Annotated in this window: 14 protein-coding genes and 1 riboswitch; of the genes, 5 read left to right on the forward strand and 9 right to left on the reverse strand. The window is 53.6% G+C overall.

Features of this window, described 5'->3' with window-relative positions; all coding sequences use genetic code 11:
• Positions 1-10: 10 nt before the first annotated feature.
• A complete protein-coding gene (locus HOJ08_05615) occupies positions 11-412 on the reverse strand; it encodes a hypothetical protein (protein ID MBT5672910.1) in 402 nt (133 codons plus the stop codon).
• Between the two features lie 49 nt (positions 413-461).
• Positions 462-2,081 (reverse strand): glycosyltransferase family protein, encoded by a 1,620-nt coding sequence (locus HOJ08_05620; GenBank protein ID MBT5672911.1) that lies wholly within the window; start codon positions 2,079-2,081, stop codon positions 462-464.
• A 187-nt stretch (positions 2,082-2,268) separates the two neighbouring features.
• Here HOJ08_05620 and HOJ08_05625 point away from each other — a divergent pair, with 187 nt between their 5' ends.
• Positions 2,269-4,479: a mechanosensitive ion channel gene (locus HOJ08_05625; protein ID MBT5672912.1), complete on the forward strand. Its 2,211-nt coding sequence runs from the start codon at positions 2,269-2,271 to the stop codon at positions 4,477-4,479.
• An 8-nt stretch (positions 4,480-4,487) separates the two neighbouring features.
• On the opposite strand, the gene HOJ08_05630 is transcribed toward HOJ08_05625, so the two are convergent.
• On the reverse strand, positions 4,488-5,171 hold the full coding sequence (locus HOJ08_05630; GenBank protein MBT5672913.1) for a RecX family transcriptional regulator: 684 nt from the start codon (positions 5,169-5,171) through the stop codon (positions 4,488-4,490).
• A 52-nt stretch (positions 5,172-5,223) separates the two neighbouring features.
• On the opposite strand from HOJ08_05630, the gene HOJ08_05635 reads away from it, so the two are divergent.
• A complete protein-coding gene (locus HOJ08_05635; GenBank protein MBT5672914.1) occupies positions 5,224-6,054 on the forward strand; it encodes an ABC transporter permease in 831 nt (276 codons plus the stop codon).
• Positions 6,055-6,066: 12 nt separating this feature from the next.
• Here the strand turns inward: HOJ08_05635 and HOJ08_05640 are convergent, their stop codons facing one another.
• Complete coding sequence (locus HOJ08_05640; protein MBT5672915.1) at positions 6,067-6,573, reverse strand: isoprenylcysteine carboxylmethyltransferase family protein; 507 nt, start codon at positions 6,571-6,573, stop codon at positions 6,067-6,069.
• Between the two features lie 208 nt (positions 6,574-6,781).
• On the opposite strand from HOJ08_05640, the gene HOJ08_05645 reads away from it, so the two are divergent.
• The 3 genes from HOJ08_05645 to HOJ08_05655 all read left to right on the forward strand — a co-directional run bounded on the left by HOJ08_05645 (position 6,782) and on the right by HOJ08_05655 (position 9,623).
• Positions 6,782-7,960 carry an aspartate aminotransferase family protein gene (locus tag HOJ08_05645; GenBank protein ID MBT5672916.1) on the forward strand — a complete coding sequence of 393 codons (1,179 nt, stop codon included), beginning with the start codon at positions 6,782-6,784 and terminating at the stop codon, positions 7,958-7,960.
• Positions 7,957-8,886 (forward strand): ornithine carbamoyltransferase, encoded by a 930-nt coding sequence (gene argF, locus HOJ08_05650; GenBank protein ID MBT5672917.1) that lies wholly within the window; start codon positions 7,957-7,959, stop codon positions 8,884-8,886. The genes HOJ08_05645 and argF overlap by 4 nt, the downstream gene beginning before the upstream one ends.
• Positions 8,887-8,993: 107 nt before the next feature.
• Positions 8,994-9,623, forward strand: coding sequence for a hypothetical protein (locus HOJ08_05655; protein ID MBT5672918.1), 630 nt, complete (start codon positions 8,994-8,996; stop codon positions 9,621-9,623).
• Here HOJ08_05655 and HOJ08_05660 read toward each other — a convergent pair.
• The 5 genes from HOJ08_05660 to HOJ08_05680 form a co-directional block, all read right to left on the reverse strand.
• Positions 9,620-11,068 (reverse strand): TrkH family potassium uptake protein, encoded by a 1,449-nt coding sequence (locus HOJ08_05660; GenBank protein ID MBT5672919.1) that lies wholly within the window; start codon positions 11,066-11,068, stop codon positions 9,620-9,622. The genes HOJ08_05655 and HOJ08_05660 overlap by 4 nt on opposite strands.
• 262 nt (positions 11,069-11,330) lie before the next feature.
• Entirely contained in the window at positions 11,331-11,885 is a 555-nt protein-coding gene (gene folE / locus HOJ08_05665) for a GTP cyclohydrolase I FolE (GenBank protein ID MBT5672920.1), read from the reverse strand.
• A gap of 266 nt (positions 11,886-12,151) precedes the next feature.
• The gene (gene apaG, locus HOJ08_05670) at positions 12,152-12,544 is read right to left on the reverse strand and encodes a Co2+/Mg2+ efflux protein ApaG (GenBank protein ID MBT5672921.1); all 393 of its coding nucleotides are present in this window, start codon (positions 12,542-12,544) and stop codon (positions 12,152-12,154) included.
• Between the two features lie 157 nt (positions 12,545-12,701).
• Positions 12,702-13,913 carry an O-succinylhomoserine sulfhydrylase gene (metZ, locus tag HOJ08_05675; GenBank protein ID MBT5672922.1) on the reverse strand — a complete coding sequence of 404 codons (1,212 nt, stop codon included), beginning with the start codon at positions 13,911-13,913 and terminating at the stop codon, positions 12,702-12,704.
• Between the two features lie 64 nt (positions 13,914-13,977).
• Positions 13,978-14,057: riboswitch (SAM riboswitch) on the reverse strand.
• Positions 14,058-14,130: 73 nt separating this feature from the next.
• A complete protein-coding gene (locus HOJ08_05680; GenBank protein MBT5672923.1) occupies positions 14,131-14,580 on the reverse strand; it encodes an Rrf2 family transcriptional regulator in 450 nt (149 codons plus the stop codon).
• Between the last annotated feature and the right edge of the window lie 129 nt (positions 14,581-14,709).

Below are 14,709 nucleotides of genomic sequence, written 5' to 3' on the forward strand. Positions count from 1 at the left end.
GGTCAGGGGCTTAGTACGGGGTGTAGGACTTTTCTTCGACCAAGGCTGAACCCAGTGCTTCGTTGATTTGGCGCTTTAGGGCTGCGCGTTTGTCGTTGGTGCGATAGACGGCGCGAGCAAGGGAAATGAAGGTATCGCTGAAATCCTTGGCGCGTTCGCAGTCACGGATATCATCTTCGATCACCCAAAGTGCCTCATTGACCGATTTCAGGTCTGCGCGAAGGGTGGTGATGGGTTCGCTGTCTGGAATCTTTGCCGCCGCAATTGCTGCCAGTTCAACCTGTTCGATCTGCACGTTGGCCCGTTTGGCGGCGTCGTCTATGCGGTCCAGTTTGATTTCAAGAATGGTTAGCCGATCAAGCAATTCCCCCGGTGCGATGGGAATGGTGATAGCAGCAGTTGCATCGGCCATGATATTATCGCGCGCAAAGCGCCTCTTTGATGGTTGCAAACACGCCCTGTCAGTCGCCGGGGCTTGTTTGGCGGTGAAGGGTCATGGTGGGATACCAGACACAGGCTGATCCCTCAAGCCCCCAACGCCAATCTGGCACATGGGCCAATGCCACATGGACCGGTTTCCCCATCGCACCTGCCAGGTGGGCAAGGGCGGTATCGGATGTCACAACACAATCAAGACCACCCATGATGGCTGCCGTTTCCATAAAGGCACCACCTTCAGCATCAATGTTGGTGCCAAGATCAACAAAGGGCAGCGCTGATGGCCAATCTTTTATTTGTTCTGTGCCTTCGCCTTTTTGTAGCCCAATCAGGGTAACGCCGGGCATTTTTGCCAGGGATTCAAAATGATGCAGGGGAATGGAGCGTTCCCGATCCAAACGGTAGTCCTGATTGCCCTGCCAGGCGATGCCGACCTTCAGCCCGTCTATGTGTGCAAGTGGATTATGATCCGGCTTTGCCGATAGATAGGTATCCTGTGCCAAACTGGCGCCATCGAGTTTCAGGATGTGGGGGATGCTCATCATTGGGACAAAGGCATCGAATGGGGGTGGGGGATCGTTCAGATCACAGGTTTCGTCCACCCCGGCCATGGCACCGATAATGGGCAGCATGGGTTTTGGCCCCTGATAAATCACGTGCCCGCCAAGGGCCTTGGCATAGGCTGCAAAGCGCATGAATTGCAGGGCATCGCCAAAGCCCTGTTCATGGAGGATTAAAAGCCGCGCGCCTTCAAGGGAGGTGCCGTTCCAAATCGGCTGATCGGGTTCTGCCAAACCATAGCTGGGCATTTTCCGGCGCCATTCATATTCGGCCCAGCCTGTGGCCCAATTTTCGCCCATCAATTGTGCCAATCCAAGATTCCAGTGGGCTTCTGCGTCGGTAGGGGAAAGCCTGGTGGCAGTTTCCAGATGGGTGATGGCCCCTGCCAGATTGCCCGTTTGTCTCAGGGCAGCGCCCAAATTCATATGGGCACTCAAATGGGTAGGGTTGAGGGACAGGGCGTGATTGTAGCAGGTGATGGCGCCTGCGGTATCGTTATCGGCCATGCGGGCATTGGCCAGATTGTAGTGAAACCCCGGCTCATTGGGTGTGATGGCGATGGCCTTTAAAAAGGCCGCAAAGGCCCCATCAAAATCACCACGTTCGCGGTGAACCAGACCCAGATTAGACCAGCCAGCAGCAAATTCAGGATCAAGAATGACGGCGCGGGAAAGATGATCTGCGGCATCATCATAGTGGCCCAGGCGTTTCAGGACATTGCCAAGGTTGGAAAGGGTCAGGGGGCGTTTGGGGTCTTGGGCCAGTGCCGCTTTGTAGCGTGCAACAGCTTCTTCCAATTGACCAAGGCCCGCCAAAATATGCCCGGCAGAATGCAGATAGTCAGCCCCATCGGGGGCAAGCTTTAGGGCCTTTTCCACCAGTTGCAGCGCACGCTGTCCCCGGCCCTTGTCCAGGGTGGCAAGGGCCAAAAGATGCAGGGCCCCATGGTTCTTTGGGTCTCGCGACAGCACGCGTCGATAGGCCGCTTCGGCTTTGGCAATATTGCCTGCGCGATGATGGAAAAGCCCCGCCTCTAGTGGGTCGGGCCTTTTAGCGATTGTGATTTCTTGCCTGACTGTCATGGGGGACAGGATAGAGGGTAGAGGTTTACGAAAACTTTACCTTAATCGATCCAGCATCATTTTGCCCCCGATTAGAGGCTAAATGACATCCCAAACCCCCGATACGCATAAGAATATGACAGCGCTGCGGGGACGGGCTAATCTGGGGACATCATATGAAGACGGGTAAGGGAATACTGGGGGAATCGTGGGCAAGATCATCAAAAAAACAGGGTTTACGCTGGCCATTTTTTTAATGGCCGCATGTGTCGTTGCGGCCACGCCGCGTGCCGCCAAGGCCGCAGATCAAGGTTCTGCTCAGGCGGTTCCAATTAGCGAACTGGAAACCCTTGCCCAAACCCTTGAAAATGATGGGGAGCGCAAGAAATTCATTGCCACGTTGAAAGGCTTGATTGCCACCCAAAAAACCGGGTCGGCAAAACCCAATATTGCCAAGGATCTGAGCGGGCGCGTTGCGGGGGCGATATCTGGCCATCTTTTGGCGCTTGGCAATCGTGTTGTCGGTGTTGTGGGGGTTCTTGAAGATGTGCCTGATCTGATCCCCTGGGCAAAACGCTGGGCAACGGATGAGTCCAAACGCAATCGCCTGTTCGGGGTTGTCTGGCACTTTCTGGTGATCGTCGCTGCGGGTATGGCGGGCCAGTATGTGTTCCGTTTCTTGACGGGCCATTGGCGCAAAGGCGTGGAAACTGATACGGGCACGGAAATAGCGGGCAGGGTATGGCGGTTTGTTCTGCGCACGGTCCTGCTGTTTGCCAATGCGGTTGCCTATGGTGCGGGTGCGTATGGCGCGTTGGTGCTTTTGCCCATGACCGGTGTTGCCCATCAGGTGCTTTTTGTCGGGGCCAGTTCATTCTTTGTGGCCAAGATGATTTTGGCAGCAACCAGAACGGCGGTATCGCCTGGCCTTGCTTTGTTGCGACCCATCCCAATTTCAGATGAAACGGCAAACTATCTTTATATCTGGGCGCGGCGTTTGGTCCGCATCTTTGTCTATGCATTTTTTCTGCTCGAAGCGGTGCGCCTTGTTGGCTTGCCAGCGCCGGCATATGAATCGCTTCTTTATCTTTTGGGATTTGTTCTGGCGGGCTTTGTTGTGGTGTTCGTGTTGCAAAACCGAATGGCGGCTGCGACGGCCATTCGGGGCGATGCAGAAGGTGCCTATGGGGGCTTGCGTGCGCGGATCGCTGCCACGTGGCATTTGTTTGCCATTGGGTATGTCATGGCCGTTTATCTGGTGTGGCTGTTCAAGGTGGCGGGCGGTTTTGAATTTCTGATTTCAGCAACCCTGTGGACGGCCATTCTTGTTGTCGGTGCCAAGCTTGCGATTCTTGGGACGGAACGTGCGACCACGCATTTATTTGCCATCAGCGATGATCTGGACAGTCGTTTTCCGGGCCTTAAAACGCGGGCGAATCGCTATGTGCCAGTGTTGAACAAGATCATTGCCTGGGTTGTTTCTATCGGTGCGGGATTGATCGTTCTCGATGTCTGGGGGGTGGATACGCTGGGATGGCTAGCCTCAGAAGAGGGCACAGTGGTGATTGGAAAATCGGTCACTGTGGCGATCATTCTGTTGATGGCCTTTGTCGCCTGGGAAGGGTTGAACCTTGCTATTGGGCGCTATCTTGATGGCATCGACGATAACATTAAGGGGGCGGCCCGGGCGCGGACCTTGTTGCCCTTGATGCGCACCACGGCGGCCATTGTTATTTTGCTGCTGACCGTGCTGGTGGTCTTGTCAGAGATTGGCGTGAACATCGGGCCGTTGCTGGCGGGTGCCGGGGTCTTTGGTCTTGCCATCGGGTTTGGATCACAAAAGCTGGTCCAGGATGTCATCACCGGATTGTTTATCTTGATCGAAGACACCTTGGCCATTGGTGATGTTGTGCGGTTTGATTCAGACCACGCAGGCACCGTAGAGGCCTTATCGATCCGTTCCGTGTGTCTGCGCGATCTGGCGGGCAATGTGCACACGCTGCCGTTTTCTGAGGTGAAGACCATCCTGAACATGACCAAGGACTGGTCTTATTATGCGCTGGACGTCGGTGTTGGGTATCGTGAAAACGTTGATCATGTGATCACTGTCTTGAAAGAAATCGGTGACGATCTGAAGGCCGATCCTGAATTTGGGGTTCACATGTTGGAAAGCATTGATGTTTTGGGGCTTGATCAATTCGGTGATTCGGCGGTGATTATCAAAGCCCGCATCAAAACCAAACCCTTGCAGCAGTGGATTGTTGGGCGCGAATTTAACCGCCGAATGAAAGAACGGTTTGATGCGGAAAACATCGAAATCCCATTCCCCCACCAGACCATTTATTTCGGCGAAGATCGCGATGGCAATGCACCACCTGCCAATGTTGCGATGAAGCCAACGCCGCCGGAATCCAGCTAACGTCGGCTTTATTCTGTATCTTCTGAATTTTTGGCGAGTGCGCGCATGGCCACGTCTCGGGAAAATCCGGCCCGTGCCATCGCGCCCATATCGCGGGTTTCCTGGTCTTTGATCTTGTCACGTTCTGCCAAGGCGCGGTGTCTTTCAGGGCTGCGCCAGGGGCCTAGGCGGCGGCGTTTGGCATATCGAATTGCGGCGGCAATGTCGGGGTTTTCATCCATGCCATCAGCAATCAGGCGTTCGCGCAACGCATTAAGGGCATGGTCAATATCTTCGGGGTCTACCCCCTTTTCCCGTAACCGGCCTGAAATTAGGCGAAGTGAGCTGCCCCGGCGATACAGGGTTTCGGTGCGGGCAATGGCATAGGTTCGATCATCCAAAAGCCCCACTTCGCGGTAGCGGGCAATCAGTTCCTTGACCATTTCAATGCCAATATCGGGATCTGCTTCATGGAAATTGGCGGAACGATAGACGCGGCGAATTAAAACCCGTTCCAGGGATTTGGCCGTTGCCTGAAACCGCTCCAGATACCAAAGCGCCACATTCTCTAAATGGCTCATGGTTATCTTGCGCGGGTTTTTGCGCTTGCGGTCGGCACGCTTTGGCCCGGTTTCTTTGCCGTTATCTTCACCGCCATCTGTGTTGTCTTCGCCATTTTCCATGGGCAAAGCATGGCAGGCTTGCCAGCGCATGTCATCCCGCCTTAGGATCGCCCGCCCCGATCACATGTCTTGCAGGAATTTTATGAGCCCCGATCAATTTTCACCAAACCCGCTCCAACAGGCCCATCCGGGTCCCCGTCCTATGGGTCGGGTCAACTGGCGTGGCATGTGGTCTTTGTATTGCAAAGAAGTGATGCGCTTCATGGCGGTTTATGTTCAGACCGTGGCGGCACCCATTGTGACCACGCTTTTGTTTTTGGCAATTTTTTCTCTGGCGTTGGGCCGCGCACTGACGGTGGTGGGCGGGGTGCCCTTCATTGAATTTCTGGCACCCGGTTTGATCATGATGTCGATCATCCAGAACAGCTTTGCCAATACATCGTCATCTATTGTGATGTCGAAAATGCAGGGCAACATCGTCGATGCCATCATGGCACCCTTGTCGCCTTTGGAATTGACCATCGGTTACGGGCTGGGCGGCATGACCCGGGGCTTGGTGGTGGGCATGGTGGTCATGGCGGGGATGGCGATTTTTGTGCCGTTCCATATCCATTCTCTGGTGCATCTGGTTTTTTATTCGGTTCTGGCGGCACTGATGCTGTCGCTTTTGGGGGCCATTGGCGGCATCTGGGCGGAAAAGCATGAACAATCGGCCTTGCTGACCAATTTTGTGATCACCCCCTTGGCCTTTTTGTCCGGCACGTTTTATTCCATCGATCGGTTGCCGGGCCTGTGGCATGTGGCAGCCAGACTTAACCCATTCTTCTATATGATTGATGGGTTCCGGTACGGCTTTACCGGCCATGCCGAAGCACCGCTTTACATCGGTTATGGCATCATGATTGTTGGCAATATCGGGTTGGGCTTGATCTGCTGGGCCATGTTCCGGTCAGGCTATCGCCTCAGGACGTGATTTAGATCGGGTTTAGATCACGAACGGTATCCAGCGTTTTACCCGGTCCTTGTATTCCCGATATGGATTTCCAAAACGTTTTTCAAGGCTGAGCTCATCGCCTTTTACCCGGCGTTGAAACCACACCACGTGGAAGACCAAAAGGGCAAAACCGGCAATTGAATGGAACGTCAATGCAAGACCGGTCATAAAAATCAAATGGCCAAGATACATGGGATTGCGCGTGAACCGGTAAAGCCCGGTGTTGAGAATCCGGTCAGGTGGGATGGCAATACCGGGCCCGCCACCGCCAAGGCGTGAGCGATATCGGCCCGTCCATTTGAATTGCAAATACCCCCAAACCATCAACGCCGCCCACCACGGTGTGATGGTCCATGTTGCATCAGGCAGGGTGGCCCAGGGCAGGCTAGGCGGGGTGAGGCCATGGCGCGCCCAGGTAAGGGCCGGGATCAAAATGGGATAGATGATAAAGGAGCGGTTGGATGTGCTACCCAGCCATTTGATGATGGGGTTGGTCATGCTTTTTATTCCTGATTGGTCTGATTGATCTGTGTGAACGCCTATTAAAGCATGGTTTGGATGGGGTTTGCCAATGCCCCGAACATCGCCAGTAACATTGACATGGACCCCCGTTATATGGATACTCGCCGCTTTTTTGCGCAAGGCACCCTCATAGATTGATCGATTTATGAGGGGTTTCGCAGTTCCTGAATATAGGAGTGAAGTCGTGATTTCCGCCGTTATGCCCACATATGGGCGCGCCGACATTGCATTTGAAAGAGGGGAAGGGGCATATCTCTTCACCAAAGATGGCACGCGCTATCTTGATTTTACGGCTGGCATTGCCGTGGATGCCCTTGGTCACGCCAACCCCCGTTTGGTGGCGGCGTTGACGGAACAGGCAGGGAAACTTTGGCACACGTCCAATTTGTTTCATATCCCGGGTCAGGAGCGTTTGGGGGAAAGGCTGGTTGCGGAAACCTTTGCCGATACCGTCTTTTTCTGTAATTCCGGCAGTGAAGCCATGGAATGTGGCATCAAGACCGTGCGGTCCCATTTTGATGCCGTGGGTGATCCAGACCGTTACCGGATTATCTGTGCCAATCAGGCCTTTCACGGGCGCACGTTGGCTGCCATTGCAGCGGGCGGTCAGGAAAAATTGCTGAAAGGCTTTGATCCCGCTGTTGGTGGTTTTGATCATGTTGCATTTGGTAACCTGAATGAAACCCGCGACGCCATCGGGGACGAAACTGCGGCGATCTTGATCGAACCCGTTCAGGGCGAAGGCGGCATCCGTCCGGCATCCGAAGATTTCCTCTGTGGCCTTCGGGAAACAGCAGATGAATATGGATTGCTTTTATTCTTTGATGAAGTTCAGTGCGGCATGGGCCGGACCGGAAAGCTGTTTGCCCATGAATGGGCAGGCATCACCCCTGATGTTATGGCCGTGGCCAAGGGCATCGGCGGCGGGTTCCCGGTTGGTGCGTGTCTGGCAACGGAAGATGCGGCCAAGGGCATGACCCTTGGCACCCATGGGTCCACCTATGGGGGCAATCCGCTGGCCATGGCGGTGGGCAATGCGGTGTTGGATGTCATGACCGAAGACGGCTTTATGGATCACGTCCAAACCATGAGCGCGTCATTGATGGCGGGGCTGGAGAAACTGGTTGCGGCCCATCCCAAAACCTTTACGGCAGTGCGTGGCAAGGGATTGATGATCGGCATTGTCTGTGCCGGTGAACCCCGGCCCTTGATTGCCAAAATCCGCGACAACGCCATGTTGTGTCTTGCCGGTGGGGGCAATGTGATACGGCTTTTGCCACCGCTGAACATTGATGAAAGCCATATTCGCCTCGCGCTGGAGATTCTGGATCGCACGGCAACAGAGGCGGAGGCGGCCGCATGATTGATTCCCCCACGCGCCATTTTCTGGACCTTGATCAGTTCTCTGCTGAAACACTGAGGCAGATGATTACATCTGCCGGGGACTATAAGGCCGGGAAGATTGTATCGGAAAAATCGCCCGCAAATGGCAAGGTTTTGGCTTTGGTGTTTGAAAAACCATCGACGCGAACCCGGGTATCGTTTGAGGTTGGCATGATGCAGATGGGTGGCATTGTGACATCCCTTGATGTTCAATCCTCCCAATTGGGCCGGGGCGAAAGCATTGCGGATACGGCGCGGGTATTGTCGGGTTATGCCGATGCCATCATGTTCCGTACCTTGTCTGAAACAAGCCTGATTGAGATGGCTAAATATGCATCGGTGCCGGTGATCAACGGGTTGACTGATAAAAGTCACCCCTGCCAGATCATGGCCGATATCCTGACCTTTGAAGAACACATTGGTCCGATCAAAGACCGGGTCATTGCCTGGATCGGCGATGGCAACAATGTGTGCGCATCGTGGATTCACGCAGCATCTTTGTTTGGCTATACCCTTCGCATAGCCACCCCCAAAGGGTACGCGCCCGATGCGGATCTGGTGGCCCGTGCCATTGATGGCGGTGCCAAAATAGAGCTGAGCGAAGACCCGGCCCAAATGGTGGCCGGTGCTGATTGCGTGACCACCGATACCTGGTTGTCTATGGGCAACGGCGATGGGCCAAGCCCGGAAGAACACATTAAAGCGCTTAGCCCATACCGGGTGGACGAAGCCCTGATGGCTGGTGCCGGGAAGGATGCGATCTTTATGCATTGTCTGCCAGCCAGCCGCGATCATGAGGTCAGTGCGGGGGTCATTGATGGCCCCAGTTCCGTCGTATGGGATGAGGCTGAAAACCGCATGCATGCCCAAAAAGGCATCCTGCACTGGTGCCTCTCTGAGGTCTAAACCCCCTGTTGGGTCCGGTGAGTGGCAGCCGTTTCGCGCGCCATGCTTGAAAAGCCAGCATTTGAAGCGCAGTATTTCCACGATCAAGATAGCGGGGGATTGCTGACATGCGTGGTTTTTGGCCCAAGGCTAATTTCAGATTTTCTGGATATCGGTTCATTGTGCCGGTCTTTACGGCATTCTTGGCATTGGCACTATCGGGGTGTGAATCGGCCCCGCCACGGGCCTTTCCCGACCTGACCTTTGCGCATCTTTCCCCGATCAATTTTAAAGTCGGGCGCATCGATATTTCCACCCGTTATATCCCGCCGCTGAAAGAACCCAATGTAGAACATCTGGCTCCGGTAACGCCGTATGGGGCAATCCGCCGTTGGGGTGAACATCGGTTGCGCGCCATTGGCGGCGATCATGTCGCCAATCTTATTATTCTGGATGCGTCCATTCGTGCGGTGCCGCTTAAAACCACAAGTGGGATCAAGGGATTATTCCTTCGCGAACAATCGCTCCGCTATGAGGGGCGTGCATCCTTTTTGCTGGAAATCAGGGATTCTCGCGGACGCCAGCGTGCATTCCTGACGGTCCGGTCTAAATATGATGGCACTGCGGTCGAAGGGACGAGCATCGCTGATCGTGAAAAAATATGGTTCAAAATCGTCGATGAGATGATGAAGGAACTTAATGCTCAGATCCAAGCTGGGCTGCCCCAACATTTCGGCGCATATCTGGCAGGGAATTAATTCCGCCAGAATGCCGGGGTGAACAGGATCAGGACCGTAAACAATTCCAGCCTGCCCAAAAGCATGCCAAAGGACAAAAGCCACTTGGCCGCATCGGGCAGGGATTCATAGGTGCCACCCGGGCCGATAATCGGTCCTAGGCCGGGGCCGACATTGGCGATGGCGCTGGCAGCACCAGAAACGGCGGTCAGAAAATCCAGCCCCATCCAGCCAAGACCGATTGCCAATGCGCCAAACGACATCACATAAAAGAAAAAGAAGCTCATCACCGATGCCGATACAGATTCCGGTATTGGCTTGCGATTAAACTGGGGCAGGAAAACCCCATGGGGTTGTAACAGTTTCCCGATCTGGGCCTGGGTGGTGGCATAGAGAACCTGAAGGCGGAATACCTTTAACCCGCACGTGGTAGAGCCGGCACAGCCTCCGACGAACATCAAAAAGAAGAACAAGGCCACCGGGAAAGAGCCCCACAGACCAAAATCAGTTGATGAATAACCGGTCCCGGTCATGATCGAGACGGCGTTAAACGTGACGTAGCGGGCGGCCTCGCCAAATGGCACCCCATTGATCAGCGTTTGCCAAGTGACCATCAATGCCACGGCTGAAAATGCCAGAAACAGAAAACAGCGCACCTGGGTGTCTTGAAGCAGGGGTGTCATGTTGCCGCGCACCGCCTGAAGGTAAAGCACAAAGGGCAGGGAGCCCAAAATCATAAAGATCACGGCAACCCAGTCGATGGCGGCGTTGTTGAAAAACCCGATTGATGCATCCCGGGTTGAAAACCCGCCGGTGGCAATGGTGGTCATGGCGTGGGCAAAGGCTTCAAATCCGGGCATGCCGGATGCCCAATACAGGGCGGCACACAGGCCGGTTAATCCAACATAGGTAATGCCAATGGCGCTGGCCACCTGGGCAATGCGGGGCATGGCCTTTTCAGATTTGTCAGATGATTCCATGCGGAACAATTGCATGCCGCCAACCTGGAGCTGCGGCAAGATGGCCACGGCCATGACAATGATGCCGATGCCCCCAAACCATTGCAGCAACGCCCGCCATAATAAAATGCTCGGCGGCGCATCGTTAAGGTTGGTCATCACGGTCGCCCCGGTGGTGGTAATCCCGGACATGGCTTCAAACACCGCATCGGTAAAAGACAGCTGCAGATCGGCAAAGGTAAAGGGCAATGCCCCAAACACGGCGATCACGACCCAGCTCATGGCGGTCAGCAGAAAGGCCTGGCGCATGGAAAGGTTCCCAGGGGCCGTGCGGGTGGTCAGGATCATGGTAATGCCGATAAAGGCATTGACCCCGGCACTGGCCGCAAAGACCAGCCAGTCGCCCCGACCAGAGATTAGATCGGCCAGCGCGGGCAGGCACATCCCAACGGCTAATGTCGTCAGCAAGATGCCTAAAATGAATAGAATAGGGCGAAAATCGATCATGAAACCCCTGAAATGGATAAAATTACGATTATATGTGGTAATTCCAAGGGGTTTTTCCAGATTATAAGGATTTTTTCCCTGTTTTTTATCATATTTCGTACATTTAATCGATTTTTATGGAAAAAATTGATTCTTTTAGGGATGAATAGGCAAATTTTTCGTATTTTTTGAATTTATTAAGATTTCTACTACAGCTTGTGGCATTGGGTCTTAATACAATTATTTTTGTCTATATGTGGTCTTCTCAGTCGGGCTCTTGCGGCTAGCCGCGACCAATCATGGCCAGGAATTCGCGTCGGGTTTTTTGGTCTGTCCTGAAACTGCCAATCATATGGCTGGTGACCATGGTTGTTCCGGGTTTATGGATGCCCCGGGTGGTCATGCACTGGTGTTCTGCCTCTATGACAACGGCAACCCCTGCGGGCTGGAGAATTTCATCAATGCCCGTGGCAATTTGGGCGGTCATCTTTTCCTGAATTTGCAGGCGGCGGGCATAGGCTTCTACCAACCGGGCCAGTTTGGAAATGCCAACAACGCGCCGGGTGGGCAAATAGGCGACATGGGCCACCCCGATGATGGGTAACAGGTGATGTTCGCAATGGGATTCAAAGCGGATGTCTTTCAGCACGACCATTTCGTCGTAGCCTTCGATCTCTTCGAATGTGCGGGCAAGGATTTCCCTTGGTTCTTCGTTGTAACCACAGAAAAATTCTTCCCAGGCCCTGACCACCCGGTCAGGTGTTCCAAGCAAGCCTTCACGATCAGGGTTATCGCCGGCCCAGCGGATCAATGTCCGAACGGCACGCTCGGCTTCCATGCGGCTTGGCTTATCACTTGGCGCATCATTGGGCACATCATCGGCGGGGGCTTTATCCGGGCCGCATGCAACAAGCGGCTTGGTTGAAACCAGTTTTGTGGGATTGTCTGCCTTCACGGGGCCACCTTTGATTTATTTAGCAATTGATTTGGCAATTGATCTGGGGGGTGCCATTTCCCCCGCATTTTGCCTGATAACCATGGCATGAGGTCAAAAAAATAGAAAGCAAAAGAGGGTGGGCAGGGAATGGCCTCTAATGGATCAACTTAATGAATGAGTGGGCGATCATTGGGGCGATCAAGGGAAAAGGCCGGGATTTCAATTTCTAGGGGGTGTCCGTCTATGGTTTCCATTTTGTAGTGACCGGCCATAATGCCTGATGTGGTTTCAAGGGGTGTCCCAGATGTGTATTCAAAACTTTCCCCCGGCCCGATCACGGGCTGTTCACCCACAACGCCGTCTCCTTCAACTTCTTGAATGCGCCCCAGCGAATCGGTGATCATCCAATAGCGGCTTTTTAACTGGACGGTTTCCCTGCCCTGATTCTCGATAATGACATGATAAGACCAGAAATAACGCCCCCGACGCGGGGACGATTCATGGTCCATATAGGACGGCTCGACGGTGATGCTAATCGAATGGGTTGTGGTGTTATACATGTCCGTTTTTTTGCTGTGCAAAGGATGATAAATCAGAATTCAGGGAAGTTTAGGGAACCTTTCGCTTCTGTCCAGTCTTCATGTTTAAGGGGCATGGGACCAGCCCATAACCCCTTAAAATGAAACTATTTTATGGTATTCTCTGATCAGACGCCGATTACAGAATGGCCTGTTTCAGCGCTTGGTCAATATCTTCGCGGATGTCTTCAATATCTTCCAGACCGACAGAAATGCGTACATAACCTGGTGTTATGCCCAGATGGACACGCACATCTTCTTCCAATCGTTGGTGCGTCGTGGTCCCGGGGTGGGTTACCAACGATTTGGCATCTCCAAGATTGTTGGAAATATCAATCATGCGAAGCGCATTCAGGAAACGAAACGCACCGTCCTGGCCTCCGGGCACTTCAAACCCGAACACAGTGCCGTTTCCGGTCATCTGCTTTTCGACCAGCGCACGCTGGGGATGATTGGCAAGGCCCGGATAGACCACCCTTGGAAGATCGCTTCTTCCATTTAGCCATTCAGCAATGGCCCCGGCGGTGTCGCACATGGCATTGACACGAAGATCAAGGGTTTCCAGTCCTTTTAGCAAAACCCAGGCGTTGAACGGGCTAAGGGATGGTCCGGTGTTGCGCAGGAACATGCGCAGATGATCTTCCATGAATTCCGGATCACCCAGAATGGCCCCACCCAGTACCCGGCCCTGGCCGTCAATATGTTTGGTTGCGGAATAGACAACCACATCGGCACCAAAGGCCATGGGTTTTTGCAAAGCGGGGCTGGCAAAGACATTGTCCACGATTAAGCGGCCCCCGGCCTGATGGGTCAGTCCTGCAACCGCCTCTAGATCAATGATTTCAAGGCCCGGGTTGGATGGCGTTTCTAAAAAGACAGCCTGGGTCGGGCGGCTTAAGGCCTTTTCCCATTGGCCAAGATCGGTGCCATCGACAAAGGTAACCTCTATTCCGTAACGCGGCAAAATATCGGAAATCACATAAAGACAAGATCCAAACAAGGCCCTTGATGCAACCACGTGATCGCCAGCGCGGAGCATACAGACCAGTGCCGCAAATACGGCGGCCATGCCCGATGCCGTGGCGCGGCAGGTTTTCGCACCTTCCAATAAGGCCATCCGTTCTTCGAACATGGAGACGGTGGGATTGGAAAACCGGGAATAGATGTAGTTGTCATTTTCACCCTTAAAGGCACCGGCAGCTTCTTCGGCCGAGCCGTAAATATACCCAGAAGTGGCGAAAATCGCTTCGCTGGTTTCCTGAAATTCGGACCGCTTTGTGCCACCCCGAACCAAATTGGTTCGTGGGCGATACCCATTGGGTCCCTTGTCGTTGCTGTCGTTCGTACCCATATGCTTCATCCTTTGGCGCTCTGGGGTTGGGACAAAAAAATCCCCAACCAGTTGGGTCGGGGGCTTGTGCAAGCGCCTGACCTTTTTAGCTGTGTTTTTTACGTGGACGCAAGCCGGTCGGCACAAATCTCCACGAGTTGGTATGTGTGGGGTAATACATTGATAAGGCGTTCCCGTCAAGAACGCGGGGATCAGGCGTTCCCGTCAAGAACGTGGATCAGGCGCAACGCGATCCCTCGCTTTGCTTTTGTTCTTTAAGTTCCGTGCGCACAGGTGCACTGCCATTTTCCTTAATGAAATCAGCAAGGGTATAGGCGGCAAAGGTGTCGGTGAAGGCCTCTAGTGCTTTGCCTAGAACAAGCCTGATATTCTCCCGGCCAGCCGTTTCAAAGTTGTCTTCGTCTACCTTGAGGTTGCGTTCGACATCACCCAATAGTTCACCCATGTTGATGGTGCGGGCGGGGCGAGCCAACATAATCCCGCCGCCTTTGCCACGATAGCCAACGATGTAGCCATGGCGCGCCAGATTTTGGGAAACTTTCATCAAATGATTGCGAGATATATCGTAATCCTTGGCGATGGTGGCAATGGAGACACGAGTCCCTGAGCGTTCCGCCAGATAAATTAAAACACGAATGCTGTAATCAGCATATTTTGTAAGAATCATATTAGGCACTATCCTTTGTCTGCATTTTTGTCCCCCGACGAAGGACCAATGAGAGGCCCCCCTTATTCATTAAGTTGCAGCAAATATAGTAAGGTCGCTCGGAAATTGAGTAAAACATATCTGTAACAA

This window comes from Rhodospirillales bacterium (assembly GCA_018666775.1).
Lineage (GTDB): Bacteria > Pseudomonadota > Alphaproteobacteria > SMXQ01 > SMXQ01 > JABIXC01.